Source organism: Streptomyces sp. 11-1-2 (genome assembly GCF_003595545.1).
Classification (GTDB): Bacteria; Actinomycetota; Actinomycetes; order Streptomycetales; family Streptomycetaceae; genus Streptomyces; species Streptomyces hygroscopicus_B.
Genome location: NZ_CP022545.1, coordinates 3,471,043 through 3,488,265, shown reverse-complemented (window position 1 = coordinate 3,488,265; position 17,223 = coordinate 3,471,043). Strand labels below are relative to the sequence as shown.

Annotated in this window: 17 protein-coding genes; 9 read left to right on the top strand and 8 right to left on the bottom strand. The window is 71.0% G+C overall.

The features are described from left to right. Positions 1-31: 31 nt before the first annotated feature. Complete coding sequence (locus CGL27_RS14725) at positions 32-973, top strand: ROK family glucokinase (protein WP_078640961.1); 942 nt, start codon at positions 32-34, stop codon at positions 971-973. A gap of 23 nt (positions 974-996) precedes the next feature. Then, entirely contained in the window at positions 997-1,836 is an 840-nt protein-coding gene (locus tag CGL27_RS14720) for an endonuclease/exonuclease/phosphatase family protein (RefSeq protein WP_119987209.1), read from the top strand. Positions 1,837-1,936: 100 nt separating this feature from the next. Here the strand turns inward: CGL27_RS14720 and CGL27_RS14715 are convergent, their stop codons facing one another. Then, a complete protein-coding gene (locus CGL27_RS14715) occupies positions 1,937-2,569 on the bottom strand; it encodes a hypothetical protein (RefSeq protein ID WP_119987206.1) in 633 nt (210 codons plus the stop codon). Continuing rightward, positions 2,562-3,383, bottom strand: coding sequence for an alpha/beta fold hydrolase (locus tag CGL27_RS14710; protein WP_205587694.1), 822 nt, complete (start codon positions 3,381-3,383; stop codon positions 2,562-2,564). The genes CGL27_RS14715 and CGL27_RS14710 overlap by 8 nt, the downstream gene beginning before the upstream one ends. Positions 3,384-3,509: 126 nt before the next feature. On the opposite strand from CGL27_RS14710, the gene CGL27_RS14705 reads away from it, so the two are divergent. The 4 genes from CGL27_RS14705 (at position 3,510) to CGL27_RS14690 (ending at position 7,434) form a co-directional block, all read left to right on the top strand. Next, the gene (locus tag CGL27_RS14705) at positions 3,510-4,235 is read left to right on the top strand and encodes a lysophospholipid acyltransferase family protein (RefSeq protein WP_119987203.1); all 726 of its coding nucleotides are present in this window, start codon (positions 3,510-3,512) and stop codon (positions 4,233-4,235) included. 27 nt (positions 4,236-4,262) lie between these two features. After that, positions 4,263-5,549 carry a DUF5931 domain-containing protein gene (locus CGL27_RS14700; RefSeq protein ID WP_276147852.1) on the top strand — a complete coding sequence of 429 codons (1,287 nt, stop codon included), beginning with the start codon at positions 4,263-4,265 and terminating at the stop codon, positions 5,547-5,549. Next, a complete protein-coding gene (locus CGL27_RS14695) occupies positions 5,546-6,226 on the top strand; it encodes a response regulator transcription factor (RefSeq protein WP_078640956.1) in 681 nt (226 codons plus the stop codon). The genes CGL27_RS14700 and CGL27_RS14695 overlap by 4 nt, the downstream gene beginning before the upstream one ends. Before the next feature lie 179 nt (positions 6,227-6,405). Further along, positions 6,406-7,434, top strand: a complete 1,029-nt coding sequence (locus CGL27_RS14690) for a 6-phosphofructokinase (RefSeq protein WP_119987201.1) — start codon at positions 6,406-6,408, stop codon at positions 7,432-7,434. A gap of 147 nt (positions 7,435-7,581) precedes the next feature. Here the strand turns inward: CGL27_RS14690 and CGL27_RS14680 are convergent, their stop codons facing one another. Together CGL27_RS14680 and CGL27_RS14670 are read right to left on the bottom strand one after the other, a co-directional pair. Beyond that, a complete protein-coding gene (locus tag CGL27_RS14680; protein WP_119987198.1) occupies positions 7,582-9,537 on the bottom strand; it encodes an anthranilate synthase family protein in 1,956 nt (651 codons plus the stop codon). A 168-nt stretch (positions 9,538-9,705) separates the two neighbouring features. Then, complete coding sequence (locus tag CGL27_RS14670; protein ID WP_119987196.1) at positions 9,706-10,278, bottom strand: flagellar hook-length control protein; 573 nt, start codon at positions 10,276-10,278, stop codon at positions 9,706-9,708. 262 nt (positions 10,279-10,540) lie between these two features. Between CGL27_RS14670 and CGL27_RS14665 the strand changes: the two genes are divergently transcribed. Together CGL27_RS14665 and CGL27_RS14660 are read left to right on the top strand one after the other, a co-directional pair. After that, positions 10,541-11,890 (top strand): 3-deoxy-7-phosphoheptulonate synthase class II, encoded by a 1,350-nt coding sequence (locus CGL27_RS14665; protein WP_119994387.1) that lies wholly within the window; start codon positions 10,541-10,543, stop codon positions 11,888-11,890. A gap of 138 nt (positions 11,891-12,028) precedes the next feature. Continuing rightward, on the top strand, positions 12,029-12,301 hold the full coding sequence (locus CGL27_RS14660; protein WP_119987193.1) for a (2Fe-2S)-binding protein: 273 nt from the start codon (positions 12,029-12,031) through the stop codon (positions 12,299-12,301). Positions 12,302-12,344: 43 nt separating this feature from the next. On the opposite strand, the gene bfr is transcribed toward CGL27_RS14660, so the two are convergent. Beyond that, positions 12,345-12,860 carry a bacterioferritin gene (gene bfr, locus CGL27_RS14655; protein ID WP_119987188.1) on the bottom strand — a complete coding sequence of 172 codons (516 nt, stop codon included), beginning with the start codon at positions 12,858-12,860 and terminating at the stop codon, positions 12,345-12,347. A 158-nt stretch (positions 12,861-13,018) separates the two neighbouring features. On the opposite strand from bfr, the gene CGL27_RS14650 reads away from it, so the two are divergent. Further along, positions 13,019-13,642, top strand: coding sequence for a sulfite oxidase-like oxidoreductase (locus tag CGL27_RS14650; RefSeq protein ID WP_119987185.1), 624 nt, complete (start codon positions 13,019-13,021; stop codon positions 13,640-13,642). Positions 13,643-13,667: 25 nt separating this feature from the next. On the opposite strand, the gene CGL27_RS14645 is transcribed toward CGL27_RS14650, so the two are convergent. From CGL27_RS14645 to pknB, 3 genes are all read right to left on the bottom strand, one after another. Beyond that, positions 13,668-14,177: a DUF4396 domain-containing protein gene (locus CGL27_RS14645; RefSeq protein WP_119987181.1), complete on the bottom strand. Its 510-nt coding sequence runs from the start codon at positions 14,175-14,177 to the stop codon at positions 13,668-13,670. A gap of 82 nt (positions 14,178-14,259) precedes the next feature. Next, positions 14,260-15,138, bottom strand: coding sequence for a deoxyribonuclease IV (locus tag CGL27_RS14640; RefSeq protein WP_119987178.1), 879 nt, complete (start codon positions 15,136-15,138; stop codon positions 14,260-14,262). Between the two features lie 131 nt (positions 15,139-15,269). Next, positions 15,270-17,210 carry a Stk1 family PASTA domain-containing Ser/Thr kinase gene (gene pknB, locus CGL27_RS14635; RefSeq protein WP_119987176.1) on the bottom strand — a complete coding sequence of 647 codons (1,941 nt, stop codon included), beginning with the start codon at positions 17,208-17,210 and terminating at the stop codon, positions 15,270-15,272. Positions 17,211-17,223: the final 13 nt, after the last annotated feature.

Below are 17,223 nucleotides of genomic sequence, written 5' to 3'. Positions count from 1 at the left end.
GGCGGGGTTCGACCAAATAACTGAGGGACTCATGGGACTCACCATCGGCGTCGACATCGGCGGTACGAAGATCGCGGCCGGCGTGGTCGACGAAGAGGGCTCGATTCTCGAGACGAGCCAGGTTTCGACCCCGCAGACTCCCGAGGGAGTCGTCGACGCCATCGCGGACGCGGTGCGCATCGTCAGCGAGGGACACGAGATCGAGGCCGTCGGCATCGGCGCGGCCGGATATGTGGACGACAAGCGCGCCACCGTCCTCTTCGCGCCCAACATCAACTGGCGGCACGAGGCGCTCAAGGACAAGGTCGAGCAGCGCGTCGGCCTGCCCGTCGTGGTGGAGAACGACGCCAACGCCGCCGCCTGGGGCGAATACCGCTTCGGCGCCGGGGTCGGCCATGACGACGTCGTATGCATCACGCTCGGCACCGGCCTCGGCGGCGGCATCATCATCGGCGGCAAGCTGCACCGCGGGCGCTTCGGCGTCGCCGCCGAGTTCGGCCACATAAGGGTCGTCCCCGACGGTCTGCTGTGCGGCTGCGGCAGCCAGGGCTGCTGGGAGCAGTACGCCTCCGGCCGTGCGCTGGTCCGCTACGCCAGGCAGCGCGCCGCCGCCACCCCGGAGAACGCCACGGTCCTCCTCGGCCTCGGCGACGGCACCTCCGAGGGCATCGAGGGCAAGCACATCAGCGACGCCGCTCGCCAGGGCGACCCGGTGGCCATCGACTCCTTCCGCGAGCTGGCCCGCTGGGCCGGGGCCGGGCTGGCCGACCTCGCCTCGCTCTTCGACCCCTCGGCGTTCATCGTCGGCGGCGGGGTCTCCGACGAGGGCGATCTGGTCCTGGAGCCGATCCGCAAGTCCTTCCGGCGCTGGCTGGTCGGCAATCAGTGGCGTCCGCACGCCCAGGTGCTCGCCGCCCAGCTCGGCGGCAAGGCCGGGCTCGTCGGCGCCGCCGACCTCGCCCGCCAGGGCTGAGAGGCGAGGGGGGAACCGTCATCGTGCCGCTCGCGGACCTGCCCGGATCCACCACCGGCCCGGACGCGGCCGTGGTGCGGGTGCTCAGCTACAACATCCGCTCGATGCGTGACGACCGCGAGGCGCTGGCCCGGGTGATCCGGGCCTGCACCCCCGATGTCGTCTGCGTCCAGGAGGCGCCGCGCTTCTTCCGCTGGCGCAAGGCCGCCGCCTGGCTGGCCCGGGAGACCGACCTCGTCTACACCACGGGCGGGGCCACCGCCGCCGGCCCGATGATCCTCACCTCGCTGCGCGCCCATGTGGAGCACGCCGAGGACACCCTGCTGCCCCGCGTCCCCGGGCTGCACCGGCGCGGTTTCGCGACCGCCGTGCTGCGCTTCGGCGGCGGCCACCGCGACACCGGCGCCCCGGAGAGCGACCCCGGCGCCCGGGAGAGCGGCGACGGCGCCCGGGAGAGCGCCGACGGCGTCCGGCTCGGTGTGGTCAGCTGCCATCTGAGCCTCGCGGAGGCCGAGCGCTACGAGCAGGCCGGGCTGCTGCTGGATCATCTGGCCGCGCTGGACGTCCCGTACGCCATCGCGGCCGGAGACATCAACGACCGGCCGGACGGCCTCGCCTTCCGCCGGATCGCGGGGAAGCTGCGGGACGGCTGGGCCACCGAGCCCTGGGGGAGCGAGGCCACCTCGAACCCCAAGGACCCGCATCAGCGCATCGACGCCGTCTTCGCCTCCGAGGGCGTCGAGATCATCGGCTGTGGGGTCCCGGCCGGGCTGCCCGGCATCACCGACACGGACCTTCTGGCGGCCACGGACCACCTTCCGGTCCTGGCCGCGCTCCGGCTGCCCCGCGTCGCCACGGCCTGAGGCCGATCGCCCCCGGGCGGAGCCGGAGCCGGGACGCCCGGCTCCGGAGCGCCGGGGTCGGACGACGGCAGCCCGGGGCCGGACGACGGCAGCCCCGGAGTCAGACGACGGCGCCGCGCCCCGGGTCCTCGTCCTCTTCCTCGTCGTCGTCCTTCATCCGCATCACCAGCGTGACGAAGCCGCCCAGGAAACCCCCGACGCCCAGTGTCGCGATCCACCAGACCATCTCCACCTGGAACAGCACCACACCGAGCAGCAGCAGCGGCCCGCCCAGCACGCCCAGCCAGGCGAAGCGGGAGGTGGTGTCGGACTCGGGGAGCGGGGGCGGCTCGGGCGGGACGAAATGGCCCTCGTCGGTCTCGTCGAAGTCGTCCTCGGACGGCTCCTCGGGCTCCCAGTCGCGGGGGCCCACGCCCGGGGCGTAGACGATGAAGCCGCCCACCGGCTTGCCGGTCTTGTCGGTCTTGGTCAGCCCGGCCGTCGCCGCCCCGCCGACGGCCTCGCCGTCACCGGGTCCGTCGGGGTCGGTGTCGGTAATGGTGTCGCCGTCCGCCGCGGACGGGCGGTCCTGGTCCCGCTCCCGCTCCTCGTCGAGGTTCTCGGCGGCGGGCCATCGCTCGGCGCCCGGAGGGTCGTGCGGCTCCTCCCCGTACGCGGCGACGATGGCGGCGAAGGCGGCGTCGTCATCGCGCCGCGCGTCCGCCTCGTTCTCATTCGAGTCGCGCTCAGCCACTGGCCGCCGCCCCCTCCTTCCCGCTTCCCTTCCCGAGGTCGGTCCGGGTGTCGGTGTCTTCACCCATACCCGCCGTCAGCCGGGTGATGAACGTGTCCGTCTCCTCGAAGATGAACTCGGCGTCATGGTCCAGGGTCGCCACGTGGAAGCTGCGCTCCAGCAGCCGCTCGGTGACGTCCCGCGAGGACACCTGACTCAGGATGCGCTCGGAGTCGGCCGGCGGCACCACATGGTCCTGGGGGCTGTGCATCACCAGCAGCGGCTGGGTCACCTGGGGCAGTTCGGCGTCGACCACCCGGTAGAGGCGGCGCATCGAGTGCACGGCGTGCAGCGGCATCCGGTCGTAGCCCGACTCCCGCGCCCCCGGCTTGGCGATATCGCTCGCGATGCCCTTCACCGAAGGCACCAGATGACGCAGCACCGGAAGGGCCACGGCCAGCGGATCGTGGATGCGGTTGGCCGGATTCACCAGGGCGAGGCCGCTGATGGCCGCGCCGTGCTGGGCGGCCAGCCGCAGCGCGAGCGCCCCGCCCATCGACAGACCGCAGACGAACACCCGCTCGCAGCGCCGGATCAGCGACCGCAGCTCGCGGTCCACCTCCGCGTACCAGTCCTGCCAGCCGGTGACCGCGAGGTCCTGCCAGCGGGTGCCATGGCCGGGAAGCAGCGGCAGTGAGACGGTCAGACCACGGGCCGCGAGATGGTCGGCCCAGGGCCGCACGGACTGCGGGGAACCGGTGAAGCCGTGACAGACGAGGACGCCGATCTCTCCGCCGTCATGGCGGAACGGCTCGGCTCCGGGCAGGAGCGGCACCACGGATCTCCGTTCACTGGGGAAGCGGGTATCGAGGTCCTCAGCGTACGCGGCGCGCCGCATACGGGGTAGGCAGGTTAAGGTCTCCTCGTCGGATACAGGAGGTCCCGGTTGTTCTACGGCGCTATGAAGCTGTCGGTGGGTGGCGCGTTGAAGCTCACCTTCCGGCCCTGGGTCGAGGGGTTGGAGAACGTCCCCTCCGAGGGGCCGGCCATCCTCGCGAGCAACCACCTCTCCTTCTCCGATTCCTTCTTCCTGCCCGCGATGCTCGACCGGAAGGTCACCTTCATCGCCAAACAGGAGTACTTCACCACCCCCGGGGTCAAGGGGCGGCTCACGGCGGCCTTCTTCAAGGGCGTCGGCCAACTCCCGGTGGACCGCTCGGGTTCGCGCGGCGCCGGTGAGGCCGCCATCAAGGCGGGCATCGAGGTGATCAAGCGGGGTGAGCTCTTCGGCATCTACCCCGAGGGCACCCGCTCGCCCGACGGACGGCTCTACCGGGGCAAGCCGGGCGGCCTGGCCCGGGTCGCGCTCGCGACCGGTGCGCCGGTGCTCCCCGTGGCGATGATCGACACCGAGAAGATCCAGCCCCCCGGCAAGGTCATGCCCAAGCTGATGCGGCCCGGTATCCGGATCGGCAAGCCGCTGGACTTCAGCCGCTACCACGGCATGGACGGCGACCGCTTCATCCTGCGCTCGGTGACCGACGAGGTCATGTACGAGATCATGAAGCTCTCCGGCCAGGAGTACGTGGACGTCTACGCGACCGCCGCCAAGCGGCAGATCGCGGATGCCGAGGCGGCCCGTAAGACGGCCGAGAAGGAGAAGGACAAACACAAGTCCGGCGCCTAGCCGCGCCGCACCGGGGGGTGGGGGACGTTGACGGAGCGGTCCAGAGGTGAGCGCGCCGGGGGCGAGCGCGTGGTGCGGATGTCCGTCGAGCAGCCGCTGTGGCAGGCGCTGACCGCCTACCGGGTGCTCACCCTGCTCTACGCGCTCGGCCTGTGCGTCTACTCCTTCGACGACTACGACCACCCGCTCGGCGCCGTCGTCTATCTGGCGGTGCTCACGCTGTGGACGGCGCTCACCTTCCGGATGGTCTCCTCGGCCGAGCGCTGCACCCGGCAGTTCCTCGTCGGCGACCTCGGCATCGCGGTGACCGGCATTCTGCTCACCCCGCTCGTGGACAGCCACGACCGGATCGTCGAGGGCACGCCCACCCTGCCCTCCATATGGACGATGGGCGCGGTCCTCGGCTTCGCGATCAAGGGCGGCTGGCGCTGGGGCGCCTCGGCCTCCACCGTGGTCTGCGCCGCCAATGTGATCGAGCGCGGCGGATTCGCCCAGGACACCGTCCATATGCTGATGCTGGTGTGGGTGGCGAGCGTGGCCATCGGCTACGTCGTCGAGGTGGCCCGCGCCAGTGAGCGCACCCTCGCGCGGGCGCTGCGCATCGAGGCGGCGACCCGGGAGCGGGAGCGGCTGGCCCGCGACATCCACGACAGCGTCCTCCAGGTGCTCGCCATGGTGCAGCGGCGCGGCGCCGCGATCGGCGGCGAGGCGGCCGAACTGGGCCGGATGGCGGGGGAGCAGGAGATCGCGCTGCGCACCCTGGTCTCCACCGGTCTGGTGACCCCGCCGCGCGGGGCGGACGCCGCACCTGACCAGGGCGCCCTGACGGACACGGCGGGATCGACGGCCGAGCCCTGTCCGCCCGACCCCGAGCGCTCCGACGGCGGACCCTGCGATCTGCGGGCCCTGCTGGCACCGCACGCGGGATCCCGGGTCACCTTCTCCGAACCGGGCGCCCCGGTGCTCCTCCCGGCGGGCGTCGCCGGGGAGTTGGCCGCCGCGGTCGGCGCCGCCCTGGACAACGTACGGGTCCACGCCGGGGAGGACGCCCACGCCTGGATCCTGCTGGAGGACGAGCCGGAGGCGGTGATGGTGACCGTACGGGACGACGGCCCCGGCATCCCCGAGGGGCGGCTGGCGGACGCGGAGGCGGAGGGCCGCCTGGGGGTGGCCCTGTCGATCCGGGGGCGGCTGCGCGACCTCGGCGGCACGGCCGCGTGGATCTCGGCGTCGGGGCAGGGCACCGAGGTGGAGTTGACGGTTCCGAAGTCGCCGGTGAAGAAGGCGAAGGCAAAGGGGGAAGCGGCACGATGACCGCTCAGCACGACGGCCGCCCGATGACGGTGATGGTGGTCGACGATCATCCGATGTGGCGCGACGCGGTGGCCCGGGACCTGGCCGAGGCCGGGTTCGACGTGGTGGCCACGGCCGGGGACGGACCGCAGGCGGTCCGCCGGGCCAAGGCCGCCGGGCCCGACGTCCTGGTGCTCGACCTCAACCTGCCCGGGCTGCCGGGGGTCGAGGTGTGCAAGGAGGTCCTCGCCGACCGCCCCGAGCTGCGGGTGCTGGTGCTCTCCGCGAGCGGTGAGCACGGGGACGTCCTGGAGGCGGTCAAGTCCGGGGCCACCGGCTATCTGCTGAAGTCGGCCAGCACCGAGGAACTGCTGGACGCGGTGCGCCGTACGGCGGCCGGCGACCCGGTATTCACCCCCGGCCTCGCGGGCCTGGTGCTCGGCGAGTACCGGCGGCTCGCGGGCGAGCCCGCCTCCACCGCCGCCGACCAGCCGGCCGTTCCGCAGCTCACCGAGCGTGAGACGGAGGTGCTGCGGCTGGTGGCCAAGGGGCTGTCGTACAAGCAGATCGCCGAGCGGCTGGTCATCTCGCATCGCACGGTGCAGAACCACGTCCAGAACACCCTCGGCAAACTCCAGCTGCACAACCGCGTGGAGCTGGTCCGCTACGCCATCGAGCGCGGTCTGGACGACGCCTGAGGCCGTCCGGTTGAGGCAGTGACACCGCCCCACCCCTCGTACGGGTGAAGTTCAAAACCAACTCCCTTGATCCGCGCGGGAATCGACTGACGCCCCATCCCATGTGACCTGGATCACCGTTAGCGTGGCTCTCCGTACCGGGCCCAATCACGGGATTCCATGGGAGAAGGGAAGAAACGATGCGGGTCGGAGTGCTGACCGGCGGCGGTGACTGCCCCGGGCTCAACGCGGTCATCCGCGCCGTCGTGCGCAAGGGCGTACAGGAATACGGCTATGACTTCATCGGCTTCCGGGATGGCTGGCGCGGCCCTCTCGAGAACGACACCGTTCCCCTCGACATCCGCGCGGTGCGCGGCATCCTGCCGCGCGGCGGCACCATCCTCGGCTCCTCCCGCACCAACCCCCTCAAGAGCGAGGACGGCATCCGGCGGGTCAAGGAGACCCTGGTCAAGGAGGAGGTCGACGCGCTGATCGCGATCGGTGGCGAGGACACCCTCGGCGTCGCCGCCCGGCTCTCCGGCAACTACGGGATCCGCTGCGTCGGCGTCCCCAAGACCATCGACAACGACCTGTCCGCCACCGACTACACCTTCGGCTTCGACACCGCCGTCAACATCGCGACCGAGGCCATCGACCGGCTCCACACCACCGCCGAATCGCATATGCGCGTGCTCGTCGTCGAGGTGATGGGCCGTCACGCCGGATGGATCGCCCTGCACTCGGGGCTCGCCGGTGGCGCCAATGTCATCCTCCTCCCCGAACAGCGCTTCGACGTCGACCAGGTCTGTGCCTGGGTCGAATCCCGCTTCAAGATCCGCTACGCCCCGATCGTGGTCATCGCCGAGGGCGCGATGCCCAAGGACGGCGACGCGGTCCTCAAGGACGACTCGACGGACTCCTTCGGCCATGTCCGGCTCTCCGGGGTCGGCGAATGGCTGGCCAAGGAGATCGAGAAGCGCACCGGCAAGGAGGCCCGCACCACCGTCCTCGGCCATGTCCAGCGCGGAGGCACGCCCAGCGCCTTCGACCGCTGGCTGGCCACCCGCTTCGGGCTGCACGCCATCGACGCGGTACGGGACGAGGACTTCGGGAAGATGGTGGCGCTGCGCGGCACCGACATCGTCCGGGTTCCGCTTGCCGAGGCGACCGCACGGCTCAAGACCGTCGATCCCTCGCTCTACGCCGAGGCCGAGGTCTTCTTCGGCTGAGGCCGTCTGGGTGCAGTACGGCGATGGGCCGGGCGCGTCTCCCGCGCCCGGCCCATCGTCACGCCCATCGTCACGCCCATCGTCACGCCCATCGTCACGCCCATCGTCACGCCCATCGTCACGCCGCCCGTTGGGCCGGTGGGCACTTCAGACCAGCACGGCCGCCAGCAGCTCCGCCACCAGCGCCGCCCCGTCCCGCGACAGCACCGACTCCGGGTGGAACTGCACACCGGCGAAGCCCGGTCCGCGCAGCGCGTGCACTTCGCCGGTCACCGGATCCCGGCTCAGCTCCACGCGGTGCATCGCCAGCTCCGCCTCCGCCGCCTCGTCGCAGCGCGCCGTGAAGGTGTTGTAGAAGCCGACGGTCTCCTCGCGCCCGAAGAAGTCGATCCGCTCCTGTGCACCCTGGAACGGGACGTCCTTGCGCACGATCTCCAGCCCCAGCTCGGCCGCGATCAGCTCGTTCCCCAGGCACACCCCCAGCAGCCCGTGCCGGTGCCCGGTCACCAGCTCGGCGGTCAGCGCCCGCAGGAACCGCATCTTGGGGTCGGCCGCGTCGCCGGGGTCGCCCGGCCCCGGACCGAGCACCACGGGCCCCTGATGCGCCAGCGCCGCCTCCCGCACCCCCGGCTCGTCGTACCGCCGCACGGTCACGGTGAGCCCCGAGGTGCGCAGGAGATGCGCGAGCATCGCGGTGAACGTGTCCTCGGCGTCGATCACCAGGGCATGCCCGGACAGCCCCCCGGCCAGGGGCTCGTCCGCCGACGACGGGGTCTGCTGCATCCGCAGCCAGAACGGCGCCAGGTCCGCCCGCCGCGCGTCCAGCGCCGCCCGCACCCGCGGATCGTCCGCGAGCCGGGGCCGCGGGCCCTGCCCCTCCGGCCGTACGGGCGCCGGCCGCACGCCCAGCGCGGTCAGCACCCCGGCCGCCTTGGCGTGCGTCTCGGCCACTTCGCCGCGCGGGTCCGAGTGGCGGACGAGCGTCGCGCCGACCGCCACCTTCAGCGATCCCCCGGGGTCGATGTCGGCGGTGCGGATCAGGATCGGCGAGTCCAGGGTCTGGGCGCCGCCGCCGTCCCGTCCGATCAGCGCGAGCGCCCCGGCGTAGTAGCCGCGCCCGGCCCCGTCCGGCCCGAGGGGCTCATAGCGCTCGATCACCCGGCAGGCGTTCTGCACCGGCGAACCGGTGACCGTCGCGGCGAACATCGTCTCGCGGAGCACCTCCCGGACGTCGAGCGAGGAGCGGCCGCGCAGCTCGTACTCGGTGTGCGCGAGATGCGCCATCTCCCTGAGCCGGGGCCCGATCACCGTCCCGCCCATGTCGCCGACGGTGCACATCATCTTCAGCTCCTCGTCCACGACCATGGACAGCTCCTCCACCTCCTTACGGTCGTGCAGGAAGTCCAGCAGCCCCTCCGCGCTCGCCCCGCTCTCGGGATAGCGGTACGTCCCGCTGATCGGATTCATCACGACGGTTCCCCCGGACATCCGCACATGCACCTCGGGGCTGGCCCCCACCAGCGTCCGCCCGTCCGCCAGCCGCACCACATACGTCCAGTAGGCGCCCCGCTCACCGGCCAGCAGCCGCCGGAAGAGCGCGAGCGCGTCGCTGCTGCCGAAGCCCGGGATCTCGCCCCGGAACGTCCGCCGGATGACGAAGTTGGCGCCCTCGCCGGTGCCGATCTCGTCCTCGAGGACCCGGCTCACGATGGACGCGTACGCGTCGTCGTCCACGTCGAACGCCCCGCCCTCGACCCGCACCCGGTGCGCGGGCAGCGCCTCCAGCGCCTCGGCGAGCGGCAGCTCGTAAGTCTCCCGCGGGCGCAGCACGGCCAGCGGCGTCCCGTCGTCGCGCACCTCGAACCCCCGCTCGCGGATCTGCCGGAACGGCACCAGCGCGAGGGCGTCCGCCACCGGCGCGCCATCCGTCGGCGCTCCGGTCGGCAGCGGGATGTCGGTCAGCCGCTCCACCTCGCCGACCGGGCCGAGCAGCACCTCGACGGTGTCGGGTGCCCGGCCCGGGGTGCGTCGGTGCAGCAGGGCGAAGGGCGGCGCGTCGTCGGCGAGCAGCCGGGCGACGACGGCCTCAGCGGTGTGGTGCATGGCGGATGGTTCCTTCCGGAATGAGGAACGACCCGCGGAAACGCCGAAGGCCGCCCCTCGGGCGGCCTTCGCGAGATCTTGGGAGTGCGCGATTCAGCGGGCCGCCGGATGAGCGGTCCACCACCAGGTCATGGTCAGTCGCGCGAACATGTCGGGAACCTTACCGGATCAGTTCCAGGGATTGGCGGGCTGATCGTCGATCGCGGTCCAGAAGCGGGTGCCGTCCGGGACATAGCCGTACGCCCAGAAGGACCAGCCGCCGCTGAGCTCCAGATCGCTGCCGTAGCGGCCGTCGTGGAACTCGGCCATCCGCCACCCCGAGCCGTAGTACTGGGCGCACTGGGCGTCCGCGACGGCCCGGCTGGTGAGCGTCTTGCCCAGTACGGGCGGGGTCGCGGCGACGGTGCCGCGCGACCAGCCGGCGTAGAAGTCCGGGGTGATCCCGGCGGGCACGGCGCTGCCGTTCACTCTCAAGCACAGTAAGGGCAGCGTCGCGGTGGCGGCGGTGTCGCCGTTGTAGGCGTCGGTCGAGGCGTCGGCCCCCACCCGGACCGTGCCGTCGCCCTTGGCGAGCACGGTCCAGGTCATCCCGGACGGGATGGCCGAGGGCGCCGCCTGGGCGGAGGAGGCGGCGAACGGCAGCAGGACGAGCGAGACGGCGGCCGCGAGGGCGGTGGCGCCGCCGCGGAGCCAGGTCCTCAGGCGGTGCGGGGTCTCCGGGGTCTGCGGGGTGTTCCTCATAGCTGTCACTCCTTCGGGTGTTCGCACCGGCCCGGAGTGGACCGGCCTCGAACAGCGTCCGAGGAGGGCACGCTTCCATCACGCTTTCTTCACGGCATGGCCGTAATCCGCCGCAGGATGCCCGAACGCACGTTCTTGCGTCCCGGCTTCCGGATGTGCCGGGGCGAGGGCGGGGGCGGGGCGCGTCCATGACGTGGTGGAAGGTGTCTCACCCTGTGGGCAACAGGCTGGACGGCCGTGGAGACCCCGTAACCTTGTGCGGGTGACCGTGAACGCTGAAACCCACGCCGGTGGCCACACCTGGCAGTCTCTTCCCGCGGCGCAGCAGCCCGATTGGCCGGACCGAGCGGCTCTGCGCGATGTGATCGCTGAGCTTGAGTCCTATCCGCCGCTCGTCTTCGCGGGCGAGTGCGACGCGCTGCGGCACCGCCTGGAGGCCGTGGCGCGGGGCGAGGCGTTTCTGCTGCAGGGCGGGGACTGCGCCGAGGCATTCGACGGCGTGGGCGCCGACCAGATCCGTAACAAGCTGAAGACGCTCCTGCAGATGGGCGCCGTGCTGACCTACGCCGGGTCCGTCCCGGTGGTGAAGGTGGGCCGGATCGCCGGGCAGTACAGCAAGCCGCGCTCGAAGCCGACCGAGACCCGCGACGGGGTGACCCTGCCCACATACCGTGGCGACTCCGTCAATGGATTCGAGTTCACCCCCGAGGCGCGGATCCCCGATCCGCAGCGGCTGAAGCGGATGTACCAGGCGTCGGCCTCGACGCTGAACCTGGTGCGTGCCTTCACCACCGGTGGCTACGCCGACCTGCGCCAGGTGCACGCCTGGAATCAGGACTTCGTGAAGTCGTCGCCGTCGGGTCAGCGCTACGAGGCGCTGGCGCGCGAGATCGACCGGGCCCTGGCCTTCATGAACGCCTGCGGGGTGGACCCGGAGGAGTTCAAGACCGTCGAGTTCTTCTCCTCGCACGAGGCGCTGATCCTGGACTACGAGTCGGCGCTGACCCGCACCGACTCCCGCACCGGTGAGCTGTACGACGTGTCCGGGCACATGGTCTGGATCGGTGAGCGCACCCGGCAGCTGGATGGCGCGCATATCGAGTTCGCCTCGAAGGTCCGCAACCCGGTGGGCGTGAAGCTGGGCCCGACGACCACGCCGGAAGAGGCGCTGTCGCTGATCGAGCGGATCGACCCGGACCGCGAGCCGGGCCGGCTGACCTTCATCACCCGGATGGGCGCGGACACGGTCCGCGACAAGCTGCCCAATCTGGTGGAGAAGGTGACCGCCTCCGGTGCGCAGGTCGTCTGGGTCTGCGACCCGATGCACGGCAACACCTTCGAGGCGGCCTCCGGGCACAAGACCCGCCGCTTCGACGATGTGCTGGACGAGGTCAAGGGCTTCTTCGAGGTCCACAAGGAGCTCGGCACCCATCCGGGCGGCATCCATGTGGAGCTGACCGGCGACGACGTCACCGAGTGCGTGGGCGGCGGCGACGAGATCTTCGTCGACGATCTGCACCAGCGCTACGAGACGGCGTGCGACCCGCGGCTCAACCGCAGCCAGTCGCTGGACCTGGCGTTCCTGGTGGCGGAGATGTACCGGGACCAGTGAGGGTCATCCGGTAGAGATCATAAAGACGCAGGTGGGGCGCGGATCACAACGATCCGCGCCCCTTGTCCGTTGTGGGGCTCCGGTGCGGCAGGTAAGGTAAGGGTTACCTCACTGATCAACGCCATCGCTGGAGAGCCCGTGTACGTCTGCTCATGCTTCGGCATCACCGAGCAGCAGGTGCGTCAGCACGCGGAAACGGGTGCGTGCACCCCGCGCCAGATCGCCGGTGCCTGCAAGGCGGGCACGGACTGCGGATCGTGCGTGCGGAAGATCCAGGCGTTGCTGGGCCGCGGCGCGTGCCCCCGGCGCGAGGCGCTGGACCCGGTCGTGCTGACGACGGCCACGGTGACGACGACCGCGGCGACGGCTGCCGCTGCCGTCCCGGCGCCGACGGCGGCCGAGGCGGCCTGACCGGCGGCCCGGCCCGGTCGCTCCGGGCTCAGTGGCTCCGGGCTCAGTGGCCCTTTCCGGAGTAGTGGCCCCCGCCGTGATCGTCGCTGGGCTGCTCGATCTGCTGGGCGATGTAGAGGGCCTCACCGAGCTTTTCGATCAGCTCGAGCTGCGTGTCGAGATAGTCGATGTGGAGTTCCTCGTCGGCGAGGATGTACTCGAAGAGATTGGCCGAGGTGATGTCGCCCTTGGACCGCATCAGCTCGATGCCCCGCTTGAGGCGATCGATCGCCTCGACCTCCACCTGCCGGTCGGCCTGGAACATCTCGGTCGCCGTCTGCCCCACCCGGACATGGAAGAGCCGCTGGTAATTGGGCAGGCCATCCAGGAGGAGGATCCGGTCGGTGAGAAGCTCCGCATGCTTCATCTCATCGAAAGACTCCGACCGGGTGTATTTGGCAAGCCGAGTCCAGCCAAAGTGGTCCTGCATCTTTGAGTGCAGAAAGTACTGATTGATCGCGGTCAGCTCGCCGGTCAGCTGCTCGTTGAGGAACTCGAGGACCTCGGGGTCACCCTGCATCGGAGGGGCTCCTTCCAATCCGATCGGGAACGGCAGGTTCCGCGCATCGTCGCATCGCGCCTGTTGAGGCGTCCAGTAAGTGCACGCTTAGTACGAGTTGTGCCCGCCTCTGACGCCCTGGTCACGACCACCCCCGGCGGTCTGAGACCATGGAGCCCATGGGTCAGTCGGAAAGCCGCGAGGGGGAGCTCGCGAAGCTGCCCCCTGGGCAGCGACTGCAGCGCGGTTGGCCGGTTACGCACTATGGGCCGGTCCCGAAGTTCAGGCCGGAGCGATGGGAGTTCCGGGTCTTCGGCGCCACGGCGGACGGCGATAAACACTGCTGGACGCATGAAGAGTTTTCGGCGCTGCCGTACTCGACGGTCGTGGCAGATCTGCACTGCGTCACCAAATTCAGCATGCTCGGCGCCGAATGGGGCGGGGTTTCCGCGCTGGAGATCATGGGGCTCGCGCCGCCGGCGCCCGATGTCACCCACGTGATGGTGTGGGCGGAATACGGCTTCAGCTCAAATCTGCGCCTGACGGACTTCATGGCGGAGACCACGATTTTCGCGACGCACAAGGACGGGGAGCCGCTCACCGCCGAGCACGGTTTTCCGGCGCGGCTGGTGGTGCCCCATCTCTATGCCTGGAAGGGCCCGAAATGGGTGCGCGGGGTGGAGTACATGACCGCCGACCGCCGTGGCTTCTGGGAGGAGCGTGGCTACCACAACGTCGGCGACCCGTGGGCGGAGCAGCGCTACACCTACCAGGAGGAGCCGGGCGACGGCCCGGAGTTCTAGTCGACGGCGTCGCCGTGTTTCGCGGTCAGTGGTGCTGGTGGACCACCGCATGCCCCTTGCCCCGCGCGATCATCCACTTGTTGACCGGCGTGGTGAGCAGGAACGCCACCACGAACGACAGGGCCAGGCTGAGCCAGAAGAGCGCGTCCGACAGCGTCGCGTCCATCGCGCCGGGGAAGAGGGCGATCGTTCCGTTGTCGGCCAGCTCCATGATCGTGATCGATACGGTGTCGGCCGCCAGGGCCACCCGCAGCGCGCTGCGCACATCGAGCCCCGCCCGCAGTACGCCCCGCATGGTCAGGGAGTAGCCGAAGACGAAGGCGAGCGCGATCGCCAGGATCATGGTCGGGACGTTGTGCCAGGCCAGGGCCGTACCGATGGCCATGCCCGCGATCTCGCCGATGGCACAGCCGGTGAGGCAGTGCAGGGTGGCCTGGGCGGCCATCGGCCAACTCGTCGCGCCCTTACGGTGCTCATGGTGTCCATGGCGCTCGTAAGGTCCGCTCCGCGTGTGCTCATGCTGCCGCATGTCCATACCCCCAGCGGTGATTCGGTGATCGGTCGATCCCGTTCAACGCTATACCCCCTAGGGGTATTCCTCCATGCGTCAGCTTTTCTCAGCTGACCCCGGCGCGCAGCTCCTTCAGCCGGGCCACATCCGCCGCATGCCCCTCCGTACCGTCCGGTCCGCCCGGCGTCTCGACCACCAGCGGCACCCCGTCCGTCGCGGGGTGGCTGAACAGCTCGCGGAACGGCTCCGCCCCGATATGCCCGGCGCCGATGTTGGCGTGCCGGTCCTTGTGGGCGCCGACCACGTCCTTGGAGTCATTGGCGTGGATCAGCTTGAGCCGCCCCTCGCCGACGACGGCCACCAACTCGTCCAGGGTCTGCTTCATACCGCCCGGGGCGGCGAGGTCATGGCCCGCCGCGAACACATGGCAGGTGTCCAGGCAGACACCGAGCCGGGGATGCCGGTCGAGCGCCTCGACGTACGGGCCCAGGTCCTCCACCAGCGCGCACAGCGAGGTGCCCTGCCCGGCGGTCGGCTCCAGCAGCAGCCAGGGATCGTCGTCCCGGGTCAGCTCGTCCAGCAGCGGCAGCATCCGCTCCCGCACCTGCGCGATCGCGGTGGCCCGCGCGCGTCCCCCGGTCGCCGAGCCGGTGTGGACGACGACGCCGAGCGCACCGATCTCCCGGCCGCGCCGGAGCGAATGACGCAGGGACTCCACGGAGCGGTCGGCCGTGGCCTCGGTGTGCGAACCGAAGTTGATCAAGTAGGGGGCGTGGACGTAGGCCGGTATGGACCGCTCGGCGCAGGCGGCGCGGAACGCCTCGTCCTGGGCGGGCGTACCGGCCGGGGTGGCCCAGCCGCGCGGATTGGCGACGAAGACCTGGACGCTCTCGGCGCCGATGTCGGCGGCGTGCGCCAGACCGACGGTGGCGAGGCCACCGGCCACACGGACATGGCCACCGATGGGATTGCGATGCGTACTCACATACCCAAGGTTCCCAGGTGCGGAGGGCCCGTGTGATCGGGCCTGTCCCCACTGCCGGAGGGCGCCGCTACGAGATCCTGGGCGATGAGAAGCTGCTCGACTTCTGGCCGGAGCGGTCAGCTTCGGCTGCCCTAGAACACGCCGCCCTTGATCTTGATGGTGATCGTGCTCCCCTTGGGCGCCTCGTCCCCGCCGTCCACCGACTGGTCCTGCACCTTGTCCCCGGGGAACAGCAACGCCTTCTCGACGTCCACCTTGAAGCCGGCGTCCTCGAGCTGCGCCTTGGCGTCGTCGGCCGTCATACCCGTGACGTCCGGCACCTCGATCATCTGCACGCCCTTGGAGACGGTCAGCGTGACCGTATCGCCCTTGGCGCCCTGTTCGTCTCCGTTTCCCGAGGGGGACTGCTCGGCGACCGAGCCCTTGTCCTCCTCCGAGAACACCTGCCGGTCGGCGATCTTCACCTTGAAGCCCGCGTCCTCCAGCTCGGACCGGGCCTCGTCGACCGAATCGCCCACCACGTCCGGGATGTCGACCGGCTGGCCCTTGCTGACCACGATCGACACCGGCGTCTCGGGGCGACGCACGGAGCCGGAGACCGGGCTGGTGGAGAGGACCGAGTCCTGGGCCGTCTCACTGCTGAAACGGCGGATGACCTTGCCGATCGTCAGCCCCTGGTCCGCGATCTTCCGCTTGGCCTCGGCCAGTGGCATGCCCACCACATTGGGCACCTCGGCCCGCGGCGGCCCCTGGGAGACCCGGATGGTCACGGTGCCGGTGTCGCGGACGCGCTCGCCCGGGCCGGGCTTGGAGTCGATGACCTTGCCCTTGGGGATGACATCGCTGAACTCGTTGACGACCTTCACATCGAGACCGGCGCCGTGCAGCTTCTTCTCCGCCTCCGCCTGGGTCTTCCGCAGCACCGGCGGGACCTCGGTGAACTGGCCGGCGCTGATGTACCAGACACCGGCGGCGAGGGCGATCGCCAGCACCACCGCGGCGGCGATCGTCATGATCCCGCGGCGCGACATCCCGCCCCGGCCGCGTCGGCCATGCCCCTGCTGCCGGGGCGGTTCCGGCGGCAGCTCCAGACGGCTCGTGTGGTTGAGCAGCTCCTGCTCGTCGTCGAGGGCCGCCGCCGGGCGCGGAATCACCGTCGTACGGTTCTCGGCGCCGGCCGAGGTGTCCTCCCTGGCCTGCGGGGGCACCGCGTCCAGCTGGTCGTCGGTCAGCGCCGCCCGCACCGCGCGGGTCGCGCTCAGCAGCGCGACGGCGTCGACGGGACGCCCCTCGGTCGCGCGCGCGGTGGCCGAGGCGACCAGCGCGTCCAGCTCCGGGGCGACCCCGGGCGCGAGGGCGGACGGCGGCGGGACGTCCTCGTTCAGATGCTGGTAGAGGACCTGCGCCGGGGTGCTGCCGCCGTGCGGCTTGGAGCCGGTCAGCATCTCGTACAGCACCACACCGCAGGCGTAGACATCGGCGCGGGGGTCGGCCGTGCCGTGCTCGATCTGCTCGGGCGCGAGATAGGACACGGTGCCGAGGACGGTGCCGGTGGAGGCGCTGGTGTTGGTGTCCACCGCCCGGACCAGGCCGAAGTCGGCGACCTTGACCCGGCCGTCGTCCCCGATCAGCACGTTCTCGGGCTTCATGTCGCGGTGGACGAAACCGGCGCGGTGGGCCGCCCCGAGCGCGGCCAGCACCGGCTCCAGGATGTCCAGCGCGGCGCGCGGATGCAGCGCCCCGCGCCCGCGGAGCACATCGCGCAGGGTGCAGCCCGCGACGTATTCCATGGCCAGATAGACATGGCCGCCGTCCGCTCCCTGGTCGTAGACGGCGACCACATTGGCGTGCGCGAGTCTCGCGACGGACTTCGCCTCACGGATGAAGCGGTCGACGAAGGCGGCGTCGGAGGCGAGGCTCTGGTGCATCACCTTCAGGGCGAGCACACGGTCCAGCCGGGTGTCGACGGCCCGGTAGACCGTCGCCATCCCGCCAACGGCGATCCGCGCCTCAACGCGGTAGCGGCCGTCGAGCTCCTGCCCGACGAGGGGGTCCTGGAGGGTCGTATCCACGGGGGAAGTCTAC

Excerpts from the sequence above, each read along its gene's own strand:
- CGL27_RS14695 (WP_078640956.1), top strand. The coding sequence starts at position 5,546 with ATGACCGCTCAGCACGACGGCCGCCCGATGACGGTGATGGTGGTCGAC.
- CGL27_RS14645 (WP_119987181.1), bottom strand. The coding sequence starts at position 14,177 with ATGGACATGCGGCAGCATGAGCACACGCGGAGCGGACCTTACGAGCGC.
- CGL27_RS14650 (WP_119987185.1), top strand. The coding sequence starts at position 13,019 with ATGGGTCAGTCGGAAAGCCGCGAGGGGGAGCTCGCGAAGCTGCCCCCT.
- bfr (WP_119987188.1), bottom strand. The coding sequence starts at position 12,860 with ATGCAGGGTGACCCCGAGGTCCTCGAGTTCCTCAACGAGCAGCTGACC.
- CGL27_RS14690 (WP_119987201.1), top strand. The coding sequence starts at position 6,406 with ATGCGGGTCGGAGTGCTGACCGGCGGCGGTGACTGCCCCGGGCTCAAC.
- CGL27_RS14670 (WP_119987196.1), bottom strand. The coding sequence starts at position 10,278 with ATGAGGAACACCCCGCAGACCCCGGAGACCCCGCACCGCCTGAGGACC.
- CGL27_RS14725 (WP_078640961.1), top strand. The coding sequence starts at position 32 with ATGGGACTCACCATCGGCGTCGACATCGGCGGTACGAAGATCGCGGCC.
- CGL27_RS14705 (WP_119987203.1), top strand. The coding sequence starts at position 3,510 with ATGAAGCTGTCGGTGGGTGGCGCGTTGAAGCTCACCTTCCGGCCCTGG.
- CGL27_RS14680 (WP_119987198.1), bottom strand. The coding sequence starts at position 9,537 with ATGCACCACACCGCTGAGGCCGTCGTCGCCCGGCTGCTCGCCGACGAC.